General features: G+C 41.0%; 18 protein-coding genes and 2 tRNA genes. 18 read left to right on the forward strand and 2 right to left on the reverse strand.

Annotation, left to right across the window (positions count from 1 at the left end; all coding sequences use genetic code 11):
- The first annotated feature begins 95 nt into the window (after positions 1–95).
- From B7714_RS04895 to B7714_RS04960, 14 genes are all read left to right on the forward strand, one after another.
- Positions 96–326, forward strand: coding sequence for a DUF2969 domain-containing protein (locus B7714_RS04895; RefSeq protein ID WP_084859813.1), 231 nt, complete (start codon positions 96–98; stop codon positions 324–326).
- Between the two features lie 49 nt (positions 327–375).
- Positions 376–456 (forward strand) — tRNA-Tyr (locus tag B7714_RS04900).
- 8 nt (positions 457–464) lie between these two features.
- Positions 465–536, forward strand: a tRNA-Gln gene (locus B7714_RS04905).
- A gap of 163 nt (positions 537–699) precedes the next feature.
- Positions 700–1,902 carry a 30S ribosomal protein S1 gene (gene rpsA / locus B7714_RS04910; RefSeq protein WP_001001616.1) on the forward strand — a complete coding sequence of 401 codons (1,203 nt, stop codon included), beginning with the start codon at positions 700–702 and terminating at the stop codon, positions 1,900–1,902.
- Between the two features lie 82 nt (positions 1,903–1,984).
- Complete coding sequence (locus B7714_RS04915; protein WP_084859814.1) at positions 1,985–2,482, forward strand: GAF domain-containing protein; 498 nt, start codon at positions 1,985–1,987, stop codon at positions 2,480–2,482.
- On the forward strand, positions 2,482–4,140 hold the full coding sequence (gene dnaX / locus B7714_RS04920; protein ID WP_084859815.1) for a DNA polymerase III subunit gamma/tau: 1,659 nt from the start codon (positions 2,482–2,484) through the stop codon (positions 4,138–4,140). Before B7714_RS04915 ends, dnaX begins: the two co-directional genes overlap by 1 nt.
- Positions 4,141–4,167: 27 nt before the next feature.
- Positions 4,168–4,362 (forward strand): DUF3272 family protein, encoded by a 195-nt coding sequence (locus B7714_RS04925; RefSeq protein ID WP_084859816.1) that lies wholly within the window; start codon positions 4,168–4,170, stop codon positions 4,360–4,362.
- A gap of 151 nt (positions 4,363–4,513) precedes the next feature.
- A complete protein-coding gene (gene sufC / locus B7714_RS04930; RefSeq protein WP_000114489.1) occupies positions 4,514–5,284 on the forward strand; it encodes a Fe-S cluster assembly ATPase SufC in 771 nt (256 codons plus the stop codon).
- Between the two features lie 27 nt (positions 5,285–5,311).
- Entirely contained in the window at positions 5,312–6,574 is a 1,263-nt protein-coding gene (sufD, locus tag B7714_RS04935; protein ID WP_084859817.1) for a Fe-S cluster assembly protein SufD, read from the forward strand.
- Positions 6,575–6,584: 10 nt separating this feature from the next.
- Positions 6,585–7,811 carry a cysteine desulfurase gene (locus B7714_RS04940; RefSeq protein ID WP_084859818.1) on the forward strand — a complete coding sequence of 409 codons (1,227 nt, stop codon included), beginning with the start codon at positions 6,585–6,587 and terminating at the stop codon, positions 7,809–7,811.
- Complete coding sequence (gene sufU / locus B7714_RS04945; protein ID WP_001218474.1) at positions 7,798–8,238, forward strand: Fe-S cluster assembly sulfur transfer protein SufU; 441 nt, start codon at positions 7,798–7,800, stop codon at positions 8,236–8,238. Before B7714_RS04940 ends, sufU begins: the two co-directional genes overlap by 14 nt.
- A 35-nt stretch (positions 8,239–8,273) precedes the next feature.
- A complete protein-coding gene (gene sufB, locus B7714_RS04950) occupies positions 8,274–9,686 on the forward strand; it encodes a Fe-S cluster assembly protein SufB (RefSeq protein WP_084849775.1) in 1,413 nt (470 codons plus the stop codon).
- 19 nt (positions 9,687–9,705) lie between these two features.
- Entirely contained in the window at positions 9,706–10,275 is a 570-nt protein-coding gene (locus tag B7714_RS04955; protein ID WP_084859819.1) for a hypothetical protein, read from the forward strand.
- A 211-nt stretch (positions 10,276–10,486) separates the two neighbouring features.
- On the forward strand, positions 10,487–11,884 hold the full coding sequence (locus B7714_RS04960) for an APC family permease (protein WP_084859820.1): 1,398 nt from the start codon (positions 10,487–10,489) through the stop codon (positions 11,882–11,884).
- 22 nt (positions 11,885–11,906) lie between these two features.
- On the opposite strand, the gene B7714_RS04965 is transcribed toward B7714_RS04960, so the two are convergent.
- Entirely contained in the window at positions 11,907–12,755 is an 849-nt protein-coding gene (locus tag B7714_RS04965) for a YitT family protein (protein WP_084859821.1), read from the reverse strand.
- Positions 12,756–12,899: 144 nt separating this feature from the next.
- Here B7714_RS04965 and B7714_RS04970 point away from each other — a divergent pair, with 144 nt between their 5' ends.
- Entirely contained in the window at positions 12,900–13,736 is an 837-nt protein-coding gene (locus B7714_RS04970; RefSeq protein ID WP_061406999.1) for a DegV family protein, read from the forward strand.
- A gap of 107 nt (positions 13,737–13,843) precedes the next feature.
- Positions 13,844–14,119, forward strand: coding sequence for an HU family DNA-binding protein (locus B7714_RS04975; protein ID WP_084859822.1), 276 nt, complete (start codon positions 13,844–13,846; stop codon positions 14,117–14,119).
- 129 nt (positions 14,120–14,248) lie between these two features.
- Here the strand turns inward: B7714_RS04975 and B7714_RS04980 are convergent, their stop codons facing one another.
- Positions 14,249–15,235 carry an L-lactate dehydrogenase gene (locus tag B7714_RS04980; protein ID WP_000204734.1) on the reverse strand — a complete coding sequence of 329 codons (987 nt, stop codon included), beginning with the start codon at positions 15,233–15,235 and terminating at the stop codon, positions 14,249–14,251.
- 194 nt (positions 15,236–15,429) lie between these two features.
- Between B7714_RS04980 and gyrA the strand changes: the two genes are divergently transcribed.
- Positions 15,430–17,898, forward strand: coding sequence for a DNA gyrase subunit A (gyrA, locus tag B7714_RS04985; RefSeq protein ID WP_084859823.1), 2,469 nt, complete (start codon positions 15,430–15,432; stop codon positions 17,896–17,898).
- On the forward strand, positions 17,898–18,653 hold the full coding sequence (locus B7714_RS04990; protein ID WP_000018508.1) for a class A sortase: 756 nt from the start codon (positions 17,898–17,900) through the stop codon (positions 18,651–18,653). The genes gyrA and B7714_RS04990 overlap by 1 nt, the downstream gene beginning before the upstream one ends.
- Positions 18,654–18,684: the final 31 nt, after the last annotated feature.

The following is an 18,684-nucleotide window of genomic DNA, read 5'->3' on the forward strand; positions in this document are numbered from 1 at the left end:
AGAACTCCATAGCTGTTGTAAGGACTGAAATGGAGTTTTTTCTTGCTAGTTTGAGCATTTTCTTGTACAATAGAAAAAGTGAAAAGAGGTAAAGTATGAGTAAAAAAGATAAGAAAATTGAAATCCAATTAACAGATGCAAAAGTGACTGTTGGAAAAGACAGCTATGAAGGATACGTTTTGACGATCGGGAAAAAGGTCATTGGAGAAATTGCCGAATTAGATAACCAATTTGCCATCATAAAGAATGGAAATGTCGATAGTTTTTATAAAAAACTTGAAAAAGCTGTGGAAATTTTGGTTGAAAACTATAATTTGACAAAATAATACTTGTTTTATTGAAAATTTCATGATATAATAGTTCTCGTTAAACATTGGAGAGATAGCGAAGAGGCTAAACGCGGCGGACTGTAAATCCGCTCCTTCGGGTTCGGGGGTTCGAATCCCTCTCTCTCCATTCATCAATGGGGTATAGCCAAGCGGTAAGGCAAGGGACTTTGACTCCCTCATGCGTTGGTTCGAATCCAGCTACCCCAGTTCTTAGGTAATAAATTCAAGATAAAAAGAAAAATATCTTAGGGTATTTTATTTTTATAATTGAAAGACGTGAACGATATGAACATGTCCTTGCGGGTGCTTAGGAAAAAAATTATAAGTATGTCAAGTTTAGAAAAAACTTGATTGTTGGAGGATTTTTTAGATGAACGAATTTGAAGATTTGCTAAATAGCGTTAGCCAAGTTGAGCCTGGTGATGTTGTTAGTGCTGAAGTATTGACAGTTGATGCGACTCAAGCTAACGTTGCAATCTCTGGGACTGGTGTTGAAGGTGTCTTGACTCTTCGCGAATTGACAAACGATCGCGATGCAGATATCAATGACTTTGTTAAAGTAGGAGAAGTATTGGATGTTCTTGTACTTCGTCAAGTAGTTGGTAAAGATACTGATACAGTTACATACCTTGTATCTAAAAAACGCCTTGAAGCTCGCAAAGCATGGGACAAACTTGTAGGACGCGAAGAAGAAGTTGTTACTGTTAAAGGAACTCGTGCCGTTAAAGGTGGACTTTCAGTAGAATTTGAAGGCGTACGTGGATTTATCCCAGCTTCAATGTTGGACACTCGTTTCGTACGTAACACTGAGCGTTTCGTAGGTCAAGAATTTGATGCTAAAATCAAAGAAGTTGACGCTAAAGAGAACCGCTTCATCCTTTCACGTCGTGAAGTTGTTGAAGCAGCTACTGCAGCAGCTCGTGCTGAAGTATTTGGTAAATTAGCTGTTGGTGATGTCGTAACTGGTAAAGTTGCTCGTATCACAAGCTTTGGTGCTTTCATCGACCTTGGTGGTGTTGACGGATTGGTTCACTTGACTGAATTGTCACACGAACGTAACGTTTCACCTAAATCAGTTGTAACTGTTGGTGAAGAAATCGAAGTGAAGATCCTTGATCTTAACGAAGAAGAAGGACGTGTATCACTTTCACTTAAAGCAACAACACCTGGACCATGGGATGGCGTTGAGCAAAAATTGGCTAAAGGTGATGTAGTAGAAGGAACAGTTAAACGTTTGACTGACTTCGGTGCATTTGTAGAAGTATTGCCAGGTATCGATGGACTTGTTCACGTATCACAAATTTCACACAAACGTATCGAAAATCCAAAAGAAGCTCTTACTGTTGGTCAAGAAGTTACTGTTAAAGTCCTTGATGTTAACGCTGACGCAGAACGTGTATCACTTTCTATTAAAGCTCTTGAAGAACGTCCAGCTCAAGAAGAAGGACAAAAAGAAGAGAAACGCGCTGCTCGTCCACGTCGTCCAAAACGTCAAGAAAAACGTGATTTTGAACTTCCAGAAACACAAACAGGATTCTCAATGGCTGACTTGTTCGGTGATATCGAACTTTAATCAAATTGATAATCACAAAATCCTTTGTTTAAAACAAGGGATTTTTCTTTTGTCTCTTTCCCATTTTTGATATAATAGTTCTATGTTAGATTCAGAAAAACAATCACAATATCAAATGTTAAATGAGGAACTCTCTTATTTACTTGAAGGTGAGAGCAATGTTCTTGCCAATCTTTCGAATGCTAGTGCCCTCCTAAAATCTCGCTTTCCCAATACTGTATTTGCAGGGTTTTATCTGTTTGATGGTAGCGAGTTGGTTTTAGGGCCTTTTCAGGGTGGTGTTTCTTGTATTCGCATTCCGCTTGGAAAAGGCGTGTGTGGAGAAGCTGCTGAGTTTCAAGAGACTGTTTTAGTTGGCGATGTGAGCACCTATCCAAACTACATTTCTTGTGATAGTATGGCCAAGAGTGAAATCGTGGTTCCCATGCTCAAGAATGGAAGATTAGTCGGAGTCTTAGACTTGGATTCTTCACTTATTGATGAATATAATGCAATTGACCGCGATTACTTGGAACAATTTGTCGCTATTTTGCTTGAGAAGACAGAATGGGACTTTACAATGTTTGAGGAGAAAGCCTAATGTATCAAGCACTTTATCGAAAATATAGAAGCCAAACTTTTTCACAATTGGTCGGACAAGAGGTTGTGGCTAAAACCCTAAAACAAGCGGTTGAACAGGAAAAGATTAGTCATGCCTATCTTTTTTCGGGCCCTCGTGGAACAGGGAAGACCAGTGTAGCCAAGATTTTTGCCAAGGCTATGAACTGTCCGAACCAAGTGAACGGAGAACCGTGTAATAACTGCTATATCTGTCAGGCTGTGACAGAAGGTAACTTAGAAGATGTTATCGAAATGGATGCAGCTTCGAATAACGGAGTTGATGAAATCCGAGAAATTCGTGATAAATCTACCTATGCACCTAGTTTGGCACGTTATAAGGTATATATCATAGACGAGGTTCATATGCTATCTACAGGAGCTTTTAATGCGCTTTTGAAGACGCTAGAAGAACCAACTCAAAATGTTGTCTTTATCTTGGCGACCACCGAATTGCACAAGATTCCAGCAACTATTTTATCGCGTGTCCAACGTTTTGAGTTTAAGTCGATTAGAACGCAAGATATCACAGCACATATTCATCATATTTTAGAAAAAGAAAATATCAGTTCTGAACCAGATGCTGTAGAAATCATTGCCAGACGAGCTGAAGGTGGAATGCGGGATGCCTTGTCTATTCTGGACCAAGCCTTGAGTTTGACTCAAGGGAATGCTTTAACTACAGCTATCTCTGAGGAGATTACAGGAACCATTAGTCTATCAGCACTAGATGACTATGTAGCCGCCTTGTCTCAGCAGGATGTTCCAAAAGCGCTTGATTCTTTGAATCTTTTGTTTGAAAATGGCAAAAGCATGACTCGGTTTGTGACGGATCTCTTGCAGTATTTGCGTGATCTACTAGTTGTTCAGACAGGTGGCGAAAATACTCATCATAGTCCAGTTTTTATGGACAATCTAGCTCTTTCTCAGGAAAGTCTCTTTGAAATGATTCGTCTAGCGACTGTGAGCTTGGCGGATATGAAAGCTAGCCTGCAACCTAAGATTTATGCTGAGATGATGACCATTCGTTTAGCTGAGATTAAGCCTGAACCAGTGCTTTCAGAAGCTGTCGAGAGTGAAATTTCTACACTAAGACAGGAAGTCGCTCGTCTCAAACAAGAACTTGCCAATGTTGGAACTGCTCCTAAACAAGTGGCGCCAGTCCCTAGCCGTCCAGCCACTTCCAAGACAGTCTATCGAGTAGACCGTAATAAGGTTCAGGCTATCCTACAAGAAGCTGTTGAAAATCCTGAATTGGCACGGCAAAACTTGATTCGCCTCCAGAATGCATGGGGGGAAGTGATCGAAAGCTTAGCTGGTCCTGATAAGGCTCTGCTTGTTGGTTCTCAACCAGTTGCAGCCAACGAACACCATGCTATTTTAGCTTTTGAATCTAATTTCAATGCAGGCCAAACCATGAAACGGGATAACCTCAATACCATGTTTGGCAATATTCTTAGCCAGGCGGCTGGATTTTCACCTGAAATCCTGGCAATTTCCCTAGAGGAATGGAAAGAGGTTCGTGCAGCATTTTCAGCTAAAAACAAGTCTTCTCAAGCAGATCAAGAGGTAGAAGAAGAGAGCCTGATTCCAGAGGGATTTGAATTTCTGGCTGATAAAGTCATGGTCGAAGAAGACTAAAAGTGGATTTCATGGTACAATAATCCTATGACTAGACAACAATTTATCGTGATAGCACTATTTACTGCTGCTGAGACTTATTTTTTCAATGAAGCTTGGATGACGGGTCGCTATTTTATGGCAGTCTTTTGGGCCATTCTACTTTTTCGAAATTTTAGGTTAAGTTATGTAATGGGGAAAATAGTAGATGCCATTGATCAGCACCTAAACCGCAAGGATTAGTCACTAGCTTCTAAACAAAATCAAAGCCTTTTAGGCTTTTTTTTGTTATACTAGTAGAGTATATTTATGGACCTTTTCTTGTATTTTTTGAGAAATGTAAGTGATTTCTTTAAGGATAAAGGAAGTAGGCCAGAAAAAGAAAGGAACTATCATGTCAGTATTAGAGATCAAAGATCTTCACGTTGAGATTGAAGGAAAAGAAATTTTGAAGGGGGTCAATCTGACTCTGAAAACAGGAGAAATCGCAGCTATCATGGGACCAAATGGTACTGGTAAATCGACTCTTTCTGCAGCTATCATGGGGAACCCTAACTATGAAGTTACTAAAGGGGAGGTCTTGTTTGATGGTGTAAACATCCTTGAATTGGAAGTGGACGAGCGTGCGCGTATGGGACTTTTCCTTGCTATGCAGTACCCATCTGAAATTCCAGGAATTACCAACGCTGAATTTCTTCGTGCAGCTATGAATGCTGGTAAAGAAGATGATGAAAAGATTTCAGTTCGTGAGTTTATCACTAAACTAGACGAGAAAATGGAATTGCTCAACATGAAAGAAGAAATGGCAGAGCGTTACCTCAACGAAGGATTCTCTGGTGGTGAGAAAAAACGTAATGAAATTCTTCAGCTTTTGATGTTGGAACCAACTTTTGCCCTTTTGGATGAGATTGACTCAGGTCTTGATATTGACGCCCTTAAAGTTGTATCGAAAGGTGTGAATGCTATGCGTGGCGAGGGATTTGGTGCTATGATTATCACTCACTACCAACGTCTTTTGAACTACATCACACCAGACGTGGTACACGTGATGATGGAAGGTCGTGTGGTCCTTTCTGGTGGTCCAGAATTGGCTGCCCGTTTGGAACGTGAAGGATACGCAAAACTAGCTGAAGAACTTGGCTACGACTACAAGGAAGAATTGTAATTCCCTCGTATCTTTTAGGAGAAGTAAATGACTAAAGAGAATATTAAACTTTTTTCAGAAATGCACGCTGAACCAAGCTGGTTGTCAGACCTCCGTCAAAAGGCTTTTGATAAGATTGAGAGTTTGGAATTACCAGTCATTGAGCGTGTCAAATTTCACCGTTGGAATCTGGGAGATGGAACCATCACAGAAAGTGAACCTTCAGCAAATGTTCCAGACTTCACAGCTCTAGATAATCACTTGAAGTTGGTTCAAGTAGGAACGCAGACTGTTTTTGAACAAACTCCAGTTGAATTGGCTGAACAAGGAGTAATCTTTACAGACTTTCACTCAGCTTTAGAAGAAATTCCAGAGCTTATTGAGGAATTCTTCATGTCATCAGTTAAGTATGACGATGACAAGTTGGCAGCCTACCATACAGCTTACTTTAACAGTGGTGCTGTTCTTTATATTCCAGATAATGTTGAGATTACAGAGCCAATCGAAGGTATTTTCTACCAAGACAGTGATAGCGATGTGCCATTTAACAAGCATATCCTTATCATTGCTGGTATAAACTCTAAGATTAGTTACTTAGAACGTTTAGAGTCGCGTGGTGAAGGTAGTGCGAAGGCAACTGCCAATATCACAGTTGAAGTGATTGCTCGTTCTGGTGCGCAAGTGAAATTTGCTGCCATTGATCGTCTGGGTGAAAATGTCACTGCCTACATTAGCCGTCGTGGTAAACTAGGCAACGATGCCAGCATTGACTGGGCAATCGGTGTCATGAACAAAGGAAATGTCGTTGCGGACTTTGATAGCGACTTGATTGGAAATGGTAGCCATGCTGACCTTAAAGTCGTAGCTCTTTCAAGTGGCCGTCAGGTGCAAGGGATTGATACTCGAGTGACTAACTATGGATGTAACTCAATCGGAAATATCCTCCAACATGGGGTTATCCTTGAAAAAGCTACCTTGACCTTCAATGGTATTGGCCACATTATCAAGGGTGCTAAGGGAGCCGATGCGCAACAAGAAAGCCGTGTTCTCATGCTTTCAGACCAAGCGCGTTCAGATGCCAACCCAATTCTTTTGATTGATGAAAATGACGTTACTGCAGGCCACGCGGCTTCTATCGGTCAGGTGGATCCAGAAGACATGTACTACCTCATGAGTCGTGGCTTGGATAAGGCGACTGCGGAACGTTTGGTTGTTCGCGGTTTCCTTGGCTCCGTAATTGTTGAGATTCCAGTCAAGGAAGTTCGTGATGAAATGATAGCAACCATCGAAGAAAAATTGTCAAAACGCTAAGGGGAAGCCTATGTTAGATGTAGAAGCGATTCGCAAGGATTTTCCAATTTTAGACCAGATTGTCAACGATGAACCTCTGGTCTATCTGGACAATGCCGCGACGACACAAAAACCACTAGCAGTTCTGGAAACGATTAACCGCTATTATGAGCAGGACAATGCAAATGTTCATCGTGGTGTTCATACCTTGGCTGAGCGAGCAACAGCTTCTTATGAAGCGGCTCGTGAAACCATTCGTAAGTTTATCAATGCAGGCTCTACAAAGGAAGTTCTCTTTACCAGAGGAACGACAACCAGCCTTAACTGGGTGGCACGCTTTGCTGAGGAAATCCTGACTGAGGGAGACCAGGTCTTGATTTCTGTCATGGAACACCATTCCAATATCATTCCTTGGCAGGAGGCCTGTCGCAAGACTGGAGCAGAGCTTGTCTATGTCTATCTCAAGGACGGAGCTCTGGATATGGATGACTTGCGCGCTAAATTGACGGATAAGGTCAAGTTCGTTTCCCTAGCTCATGCCTCCAATGTTCTTGGAGTGGTCAATCCGATCAAAGAAATCACTCAAATGGCACATAAAGTTGGGGCAATCATGGTAGTGGATGGTGCTCAATCTACACCTCATATGAAGATTGATGTTCAGAATTTGGATGTGGACTTCTTCGCCTTTTCGGGTCACAAGATGGCTGGTCCGACTGGTATCGGTGTTCTTTATGGCAAAGCAAAGTATCTGGAGCAAATGTCACCAATTGAATTTGGTGGTGAGATGATTGATTTCGTCTATGAGCAATCTGCTAGTTGGAAGGAATTGCCTTGGAAATTTGAGGCTGGAACGCCAAATATGGCAGGTGCTATCGGACTTGCTGCAGCAGTGGATTATCTGGAAAAGATTGGTATGGATGCCATTGAATCTCATGAACAGGAATTGATTGCATACGTCTTTCCAAAATTGCAGGAAATTGAAGGGTTAACCATTTATGGTTCGCAAGACCTGGCTCAACGTTCAGGTGTCATTGCCTTTAACCTAGGTGATCTTCATCCCCATGACCTAGCTACAGCACTTGATTATGAAGGAGTGGCTGTTCGCGCTGGTCATCATTGCGCCCAACCTTTGCTCCAATATTTGGAAGTCCCAGCAACAGCTCGTGCAAGTTTTTATATCTACAATACCAAGGCAGATTGTGACAAGCTAGTCGATGCCCTACAAAAGACAAAGGAGTTTTTCAATGGCACTTTCTAAACTAGATAGCCTTTATATGGCAGTGGTGGCAGACCATTCGAAAAATCCACATCACCAAGGGAAGCTGGAAGATGCTGAGCAAATCAGTCTCAACAATCCAACCTGCGGGGATGTTATCAACCTCTCTGTCAAGTTTGACGCAGAGGACCGTTTGGAAGATATTGCTTTTCTAAATTCAGGATGCACGATTTCAACTGCTTCTGCTAGTATGATGACAGATGCAGTTTTAGGCAAGACCAAACAAGAAATTTTAGAGCTTGCGACCATTTTTTCAGAAATGGTTCAAGGTCAAAAAGATGACCGCCAAGACCAACTTGGCGATGCAGCTTTCTTATCAGGTGTTGCCAAATTTCCTCAACGAATCAAGTGTGCAACCCTAGCTTGGAATGCCTTGAAGAAGACAATTGAAAATCAAGAAGATAAATAAGAAACATAGAAATATATAATGAAAGAAAGGATATTATGGCTGAAGAAAGAGTAGAACCAAAACCAATTGATCTTGGTGAATATAAATTTGGTTTCCATGACGATGTAGAGCCTGTTCTATCGACAGGGAAAGGATTGAATGAAGAAGTCATTCGCGAATTATCAGCTGCTAAGGGAGAGCCTGAGTGGATGCTAGAATTCCGTTTGAAGTCTTATGAAACCTTCAAGAAAATGCCTATGCAAACTTGGGGAGCAGACTTGTCAGAGATTGACTTTGATGACTTGATCTACTACCAAAAACCATCTGATAAACCTGCCCGTTCTTGGGATGAAGTTCCTGAAAAAATTAAAGAGACCTTTGAACGTATCGGGATTCCAGAAGCTGAACGTGCTTATCTAGCAGGTGCCTCTGCCCAGTACGAGTCAGAAGTGGTTTACCACAACATGAAGGAAGAGTTTGAGAAGTTAGGAATTATCTTTACAGATACAGATTCTGCCCTCAAGGAATACCCAGACTTGTTTAAACAATACTTTGCGAAGTTGGTACCACCGACAGATAACAAGTTGGCAGCCCTCAACTCAGCAGTATGGTCGGGTGGAACCTTTATCTACGTACCAAAAGGTGTCAAGGTAGATATTCCACTTCAAACTTACTTCCGTATCAACAACGAAAATACAGGTCAGTTCGAACGTACCTTGATTATCGTTGATGAGGGAGCAAGTGTCCACTACGTAGAAGGATGTACAGCACCAACTTATTCAAGCAACAGCTTGCACGCTGCCATTGTAGAAATTTTCGCTTTAGACGGAGCTTATATGCGTTATACAACCATCCAAAACTGGTCTGATAATGTCTATAACTTGGTAACAAAACGTGCGAAAGCTTTGAAAGATGCGACTGTTGAGTGGATTGATGGAAACTTGGGTGCAAAAACGACTATGAAATATCCATCTGTTTATCTAGATGGAGAAGGGGCGCGTGGTACTATGCTCTCTATCGCCTTTGCTAATGCAGGGCAACACCAAGATACGGGTGCCAAGATGATCCACAACGCTCCACATACAAGCTCGTCTATCGTGTCAAAATCCATCGCTAAAGGCGGAGGAAAGGTGGACTACCGTGGACAAGTGACCTTTAACAAGAACTCTAAGAAATCTGTTTCTCACATCGAGTGTGATACCATTATCATGGATGACTTATCAGCGTCAGATACTATTCCATTTAATGAAATTCACAATTCGCAAGTTGCTTTGGAGCACGAAGCCAAGGTATCCAAGATTTCAGAGGAACAACTCTACTATCTCATGAGTCGTGGATTGTCAGAATCTGAGGCAACCGAGATGATTGTCATGGGATTTGTCGAACCCTTCACTAAAGAGCTTCCAATGGAATATGCAGTTGAGCTGAACCGCTTGATTAGCTATGAAATGGAAGGATCTGTCGGATAAAACCCAAAAGGAGAAGCAAATGGGATTCTTAAAAAAATTATTTGGTAATGTTGAAAAAGCGAATAAAGGCGAAATTTCTGCCGAGGAAATTATTCCACCTTTTACAGTTGATTTAGTAGAAGAAGCAGATGATTATTGGCGACAAATGGAACAAAACCTCTTGATAAACGCTGTAAAAGCTGCTGGTGGTCCTGAGGCGGTAGAACGTGCTTTTGTTCTTGCTAATTTTAAGGATAATCAAGAAACCTTTGAGCTCTTTTATCAGGTAAATGGTCAACTTCTTTCATGGAGAGAGATGGATGCGACTGTAGTTGATAAAATCAGCAATCAACTCCTTCCACAAGCACCAGGTGTGGCACGTGCAGTTAATGAGAATTATGAAGAAGCGAAGGTTCCAGTAATCGAGTACGCTATGCTTCAGTTTGAAACTGCAACCATGGCTTGGTTTGGTCGGAAGCTGACAACAGCTTCTCCAGAAGCAGAATTGACTTTTGAAGAATTGGTATCAGGTTGGCGCGCTATTTTGGAACAAGAAGTTCCAAACCGTCCTTTAGATAGTGACCGTCCGTTCCCTTACTTTGAAGTTTAAAATCCCGAATCCCCAAAACCTTTCAATGGAGTGTACTGTTGAGCTTAATCGCTTGATGAGTAACTAATTGAAACAATCAGTGGGTAAAAATGCAAATTCTGAACAGGAATCCTTTCTGTTCAGAATTTTTTTCAAATAAGTACCTAATAAATATTCACAAAAATACTTTTATATGGTAAAATAAAACAATTACATTTAGTGGAGATGAAGTATGAATATTTTTAGAACCAAGGATGTTAGTCTGAGACAGACAGAGATGCATCGCCATTTGAAATTGTGGGATTTGATTCTTCTAGGGATTGGTGCCATGGTGGGGACAGGGATTTTCACCATTACCGGAACAGCAGCTGCTACCTTAGCTGGTCCATCACTAGTGATTTCCATTGTAATTTCTGCCCTGTGTGTTTCTCTTTCAGCTCTCTTTTTCGCAGAATTTGCCTCTCGTGTGCCTGCTACTGGTGGTGCTTATAGTTACCTCTATGCAATTCTAGGAGAATTGCCAGCCTGGATTGCTGGCTGGTTGACCATCATGGAATTCATGACAGCTGTTTCAGGTGTGGCGTCTGGCTGGGCTGCTTACTTTAAGGGATTGCTCAGTAATTATGGTATCTCCATGCCCCAAGCCTTAAATGGAACCTTTAATCCTGAACAAGGAACCTATATTGATCTTCTGCCTATTTTAGTACTGACTTTGGTAACGGGATTGGTTTTATTAAATTCCAAGGCAGCTTTGCGATTTAATTCGCTTTTAGTGGTCTTGAAGTTCTCAGCTCTCGCCTTATTTATCCTAGTTGGTATTTGGTACATCAAGCCAGAAAATTGGATGAATTTTGCTCCATTTGGTTTTGGTCAACTATATGGTGGAAGTACTGGGATTATGGCGGGTGCATCTTTGATGTTCTTTGGATTTCTCGGATTTGAGTCTATTTCCATGGCAGTTGATGAAATTCAAAGTCCGCAAAAAAATATTCCCCGCGGAATCGTGCTTTCTCTGACAATCGTCACCATTCTCTATGCTTTGGTAACCTTAGTATTGACAGGGATTGTTCACTACAGTAAGCTCAATGTGGACGATGCAGTAGCATTCTCATTACGGAGTATTGGTATCGGCTGGGCAGCCAATTATGTTTCGCTTGTAGCCATTCTAACCCTGATAACCGTATGTATCTCCATGACTTATGCTTTGTCTCGGATGATTTATAGCTTAGCTCGTGATGGACTTTTACCTCAAAGTTTTAAACAATTAAGCAAGACTAGTCGCGTTCCTAAAAATGCGACCCTCTTAACAGGAGTTACTTCAGCTATTGCTGCAGGAGTGTTTCCTCTAGCCAGTATTGCAGCCTTCTTAAATATTTGTACGCTAGCTTATCTCATTTTGTTAGCCTACGGAATAATAAAACTCAGAAAGGATAAGGGGATGCCAAAAGAGGGAGAGTTCAAAACTCCTTTAGTGCCTCTTTTGCCAATCCTTTCCATTCTTATCTGTCTTTCCTTTATGCTTCAATATAGTCTAGATACCTGGATTGCCTTTGGTATTGCTCTTGTAGTTGGTCTAGTCATTTACTTTACTTACGGGTTCCGCCATTCAACCCTCGCAGAAGAAGAATAAAAGCTGGGAATTCCCAGCTTTTTTAATCTTTCACATAAGTAAATCCTTCACCCAGAATTTCATGAGCCTCAGTGATGGTGATAAAGGCTTGAGGATCAATTTTGTGAATCATATCTTTCATTTTAACGATTTCGTTTCGACCGACGATACAGTAGATAATTTTTAAATCTTTTTTGCTGTAGTATCCTTGACCAGATATAAAGGTAACGCCACGTCCGAGTTCATCATTAATCTCTTTGGCCAATTGATCAGGATATTGGGTAATAATCATAAATCCTTTACCACCATAACCTCCTTCGCCTATCAAGTCGATAACACGAGCGATGATAAAGTCAAATAAGAGGGTATAGGTAACTAGACGAAGGTCCTGGAAGATAATCAAAATCAACATTAGGATAAAAAAGTCAATCCCAAAGAGCAATTTCCCAATCGAAATATTGGTGTACTTGTTGAGGATACGGGCAACGATATCAGAACCACCAGTGGTTCCACCAGCATTAAAGATAATTCCTAAACCAACTCCCAGTAAGACTCCTGAGACTAAAGCGACAATGATGAGATCACCTTGCAAGTCGATGTGCAAAGGAATACGCTCAAAAATTGCTAACCAAACGGAAAGTGAAATAGATCCTAGAAGGCTGGTGTAGAGAGTTTTAGGACCAAATATTTTCCAGGCTAGGATAAATAAAGGAATATTGATCAAGAGGTTCATCAGTGAGACTGGAATTTTAAAGAGGTAGAAGGTAATGAGTGTAATACCTGTCGCACCACCCTCAAATAGATGATAGGGAACTACAAAGTAGGTGAGACCAAAGGCATAAATAGCTGCCCCTAGTATGATAGTGATAATAGGCTGAACTTTTCGGATCATGATTCTCCCTCGCTTTTTCTATAGATAGATTATACCAAATTTTCAAGCGTTTTAATTGGATCTCTTATGATTTTTTAACAAAATTTTGATATAATAAAATTGATAAATCCCTATCTTATTGAGAAGAATAGAAAGATTGAAATTATGACACAAGTAAAAATTGTAACAGATTCTTCTGTCACCATCGAACCAGAAGTAGTTAAAGAGTTAAATATTACGGTTGTGCCGCTATCCGTTATGATCGATAGTGTGCTTTATTCAGACGCAGATTTGAAAGAAGGGGAGTTCCTTCATCTTATGCAACAAAGTAAGAATCTGCCGAAAACTAGTCAGCCTCCAGTAGGAGTGTTTGCTGAGGTTTTTGAAGAACTAGGTAAAGACGGTAGTCAGATTCTCGCTATTCACATGTCCCATGCCTTGTCAGGAACTGTTGAAGCTGCTCGTCAAGGAGCGAGTCTCTCAACTGCTGATGTGACGGTTATTGATAGTTCTTTTACAGACCAAGCTATGAAGTTTCAAGTAGTTGAAGCAGCTAAACTTGCCCAAGAAGGGAAAGATTTAGAAACCATCCTAGCTCATGTAGAAGATGTTAAGAATCATACTGAACTCTATATCGGTGTTTCAACATTAGAAAATCTAGTTAAGGGCGGACGTATTGGACGTGTGACGGGATTATTAAGCTCTCTGTTGAACATCCGAGTTGTGATGCAGATGAAGAATCATGAACTCCAGCCTATCGTTAAGGGACGAGGTGCTAAGACATTCAAAAAATGGCTCGATGAATTGACTGAGACGCTCTCGCATCAATCAGTGGCTGAGATTGGAATTTCATATGCAGGTACAAATGAATGGGCAAATGAGATGAAGAACTTGTTGCAAACTTATGTAGAAAAACCAATCTCTGTATTGGAAACAGGATCTATTATTCAAACACATACGGGAGAAAATGCCTGGGCTATTCTAATTCGTTACAATTCCTAAAAAAATAGAGAAAAATCGTTAGAAATAGTGTTTTTGACTTGACCTATAGCCAATTTTAGGATATGATTATATTTGTTAATTAGAAATTATTTGGAGGATTTATTAACATGGCAAACAAACAAGATTTGATCGCTAAAGTAGCAGAAGCTACAGAATTGACTAAGAAAGATTCAGCAGCAGCAGTTGACGCTGTATTCGCAGCAGTAACTGAATACCTTGTAGCTGGTGAAAAAGTTCAATTGATCGGTTTTGGTAACTTTGAAGTTCGTGAGCGTGCTGCACGTAAAGGTCGCAACCCACAAACTGGTAAAGAAATCAAGATCGCAGCTTCTAAAGTTCCAGCATTCAAAGCTGGTAAAGCTCTTAAAGACGCTGTTAAATAATGATACTTTAAAAAGCCTATTGTATCAAGCTTTCTAGCTTGGTCAATAGGCTTTTTTCTTGTTAGAAATCTATAATTTTAGTATGTATTATAAAAGAAAAAGGTTCCCATGATGAGAACCTTCTTTTCATTAGTTTTTAGAAGCTGCTTGGAATTCAGGGTTTTTCCATGCTTCATTAATAATTGCTTGCAATTCTTTTGCAGATGCTTGCATTTTTTGTGTTTCAGCGTCGTTCAATGGGATGTTTACTGGACGAACGATACCGTGTGCACCAACGATAGCTGGTTGACCGATAAAGACGTTCTCAACACCGTATTGTCCTTCTTGGAATACTGAAAGTGGAAGTACTGCATTTTCGTCATCAAGGATTGCACGAGTGATACGAGCAAGAGCAACTGCGATACCGTAGTAGGTAGCGCCTTTCTTGTTGATGATTGAGTAAGCTGCATCACGAACTGAGATGAAGAGTTCAACAAGGTCAGCTTCATTCAAGTCACGGTTAGCTTGCAACCAGTGTTCCAATTTAACACCGGCAACGTTAGCGTGAGACCAAACAGCGAATTCTGAGTCACCGTGTTCACCCATGATGTAGGCATGGACTGAACGAGCGTCAACACCGATTGTTTCAGCAAGTGCTTGACGGAAACGAGCTGAGTCAAGAGAAGTACCAGAACCGATAACGCGTTCTTTAGGGAATCCAGAGAATTTCCAAGTTGAGTAAGTCAAAACGTCAACTGGGTTAGCCGCTACAAGGAAGATACCATCGAAACCAGAAGCAACAACTTGCTCAACGATTGATTTGTTGATTGCAAGGTTTTTACCTACAAGGTCAAGACGAGTTTCACCTGGTTTTTGAGGAGCACCAGCAGTGATAACTACAAGGTCAGCGTCAGCACAGTCTTCGTATTTTGCAGCGTAGATTTTTTTAGGTGAAGTGAAGGCAAGGGCATGGCTAAGGTCTTCTGCGTCACCAACCGCTTTTTCAAACAATTGAGGAATTTCAATGATTCCAAGCTCTTGTGCAATTCCTTGGGTAACAAGCGCGAAAGCATAAGATGAACCTACGGCACCGTCACCAACAAGGATCACTTTTTTGTGTTGTTTAGTTGAAGTCATTATCTAAACATCTCCTTCATTTTTTTTTAGGGGAATCCCCAGACACTTTCATTCTATCACTTTTAAAAAGCTTTGTCACGAATATTCTATTCGGTTATCGATGTAAACGTTTTAGCGATTTCCAAAGGCTGAAATGAAGGACAAATTATGGTATAATATATCTAATTACTAATAGTGAAATGAGGCATTTATGAATGCAGGATAGAAATTTAGTGAATGTCAATCTGACAAAGGAGATGAAGACCAGCTTTATCGACTACGCCATGAGCGTTATCGTTGCGCGGGCCCTTCCTGATGTTCGAGATGGCTTAAAACCTGTTCACCGTCGTATTCTTTACGGAATGAATGAACTAGGTGTTACACCAGACAAACCTCATAAAAAATCAGCCCGTATTACAGGGGATGTTATGGGTAAATACCACCCACACGGAGATTCCTCTATTTATGAAGCCATGGTTCGTATGGCCCAGTGGTGGAGCTACCGTTACATGCTTGTTGATGGGCATGGAAACTTTGGTTCTATGGACGGGGACGGTGCTGCCGCGCAACGGTACACTGAGGCACGTATGAGCAAGATTGCTCTTGAAATGCTTCGTGATATCAATAAAAACACCGTTGATTTCGTAGATAACTACGATGCTAACGAACGTGAACCATTGGTTTTGCCGGCTCGTTTTCCAAACCTTTTGGTCAATGGGGCAACTGGTATCGCTGTTGGGATGGCAACCAATATTCCACCTCACAACTTGGGTGAAACCATTGATGCAGTGAAGTTGGTTATGGACAATCCTGAAGTGACGACTAAGGACTTGATGGAAGTCTTACCTGGTCCAGATTTTCCAACTGGTGCTCTTGTCATGGGGAAATCAGGGATCCACAAAGCTTATGAGACTGGTAAAGGTTCCATTGTCCTTCGTTCTCGTACAGAGATTGAAACTACTAAGACGGGTCGTGAGCGTATTGTTGTAACGGAATTCCCTTATATGGTTAATAAAACCAAGGTACATGAGCATATTGTTCGCTTGGTTCAGGAAAAACGAATTGAGGGCATTACAGCCGTACGTGATGAGTCCAATCGTGAAGGCATTCGCTTTGTAATCGAGGTTAAACGCGACGCGTCTGCCAACGTTATCCTTAACAATCTTTTCAAGATGACCCAGATGCAAACCAATTTTGGGTTCAACATGTTGGCGATTCAAAATGGCGTGCCAAAAATCTTGTCTCTTCGTCAAATTTTGGATGCTTATATCGAGCACCAAAAAGAAGTGGTCGTTCGTCGTACTCGTTTTGACAAGGAAAAGGCAGAGGCGCGTGCGCACATCTTAGAAGGTCTTTTAATTGCACTTGACCATATCGACGAAGTGATTCGTATTATTCGTGCCAGTGAAACAGATGCGGAAGCGCAAGCTGAGTTGATGAGCAAGTTCAAGCTTTCTGAACGTCAAAGTCAAGCTATCCTTGATATGCGTCTTCGTCGTTTGACAGGATTGGAACGTGATAAGATTCAGTCTGAATATGATGAATTGATTGCCTTGATTGCGGATTTGGCTGATATTCTTGCCAAACCTGAGCGCGTGGCGCAAATCATCAAAGAGGAGCTGGACGAAGTCAAACGTAAGTTTGGTGACAAGCGTCGTACGGAGTTGATGATCGGAGAAGTCTTAACTCTTGAAGATGAAGATTTGATTGAAGAAACGGATGTCTTGATTACCCTTTCTAATAAGGGGTACATCAAACGTTTGGACCAAGGTGAATTCACTGCTCAAAAACGTGGTGGTCGTGGGGTCCAAGGTACTGGGGTTAAGGATGATGACTTTGTGCGTGAGTTGGTTTCGACCAGCACCCATGATCATTTGCTTTTCTTTACTAATAAAGGACGCGTATACCGACTAAAAGGTTATGAAATCCCTGAATACGGTCGTACTGCTAAGGGCTTGCCAGTTGTCAATCTATTGAAGTTGGACGAAGGTGAGAGCATTCAGACCATCATCAACGTTGAGTCTGAACGTAGTGATGACGCCTATCTCTTCTTTACAACTCGTCACGGTGTCGTGAAGAGAACCAGTGTCAAAGAATTTGCAAATATTCGTCAAAATGGACTTAAAGCCTTGAATCTCAAGGATGAGGATGAATTAATCAATGTCTTGCTGACAGAAGAAGATACCGATATCATCATTGGTACCAAGTTTGGTTATTCTGTTCGCTTTAATCAGTCAGCTGTTCGTGGCATGAGCCGTATCGCGACAGGGGTCCGAGGAGTTAACCTTCGTGAAGGAGATACTGTAGTTGGTGCTAGTGTCATCACTGATCAGGATGAGGTCCTTATCATCACTGAAAAAGGATATGGTAAACGTACACTTGCTACTGAATATCCAACTAAAGGCCGTGGTGGTAAAGGAATGAAGACTGCCAATGTTGCTGAGAAAAATGGTCCTCTGGCAGGTCTCCTCACTGTTAAGGGGGATGAAGACCTGATGATTATCACGGATACAGGGGTCATGATTCGAACAAACGTTGCCAATATTTCACAAACAGGACGCTCAACTATGGGAGTTAAGGTGATGCGTCTAGACCAAGATGCCAAGATTGTGACCTTTACAACGGTTGCTGCGGCAGAAAAAGAAGAAGTTGGGACTGAAATTGAAACAGAAGGTGCAGAATAATGTCTCATAAAAAAACGAAAAATAAAAAGAGTAAGAAAAATAAGCGCAGAAATCTATTTATCAATATTTTAGCGGGTTTCTTAATTCTTCTTTCCCTAGCCTTGATTTTTAATTCAAAGATTCGCGATATCTTTTTGGTCTGGAATACCAATAAATACCAAGTCAATCAAGTCACTAAGGAAAATATAGATGAAAATTTAAAATCCGAGGGAAATTTTGATTTTGACTCTGTTAAGTCTATTTCATCTGAAGCTGTATTGGCTTCTCAATGGGATGCCCAAAAGCTTCCAGTTATCGGTGGTATTGCTATTCCTGAAGTAGAAATCAACCTGCCTATTTTCAAAGGTTTGGATAATGTAAACTTGTTCTATGGAGCAGGGACCATGAAACCTGATCAAAAAATGGGAGAAGGGAACTATTCTCTAGCTAGTCACCATATCTTTACTGCTGAAAATGCCAGTCAAATGCTCTTCTCACCTTTGGTCAATGCCAAAGCAGGTATGAAAATTTACCTGACGGATAAGGATAAAGTTTATACTTATGAGATTACAGAAGTTAAACGTGTTACACCAGACCGTGTAGATGAAATCGAAGATCGTGATGGCGTAAAGGAGATTACTTTGGTTACCTGTGTTGATTATAATGCGACTGAACGTATAATTGTTAAAGGAATCTTTAAAGAATCAAAAGCTTATTCTGAGACTTCTGAGGATATTTTGAAGGCCTTTAATCAACCGTATAGACAACGTTATTAAGAATGAATGAACCAGTGAAGTGCTATTTCAC

It is taken from the genome of Streptococcus oralis subsp. oralis (assembly GCF_002096595.1).
Taxonomy (GTDB): domain Bacteria; phylum Bacillota; class Bacilli; order Lactobacillales; family Streptococcaceae; genus Streptococcus; species Streptococcus oralis_D.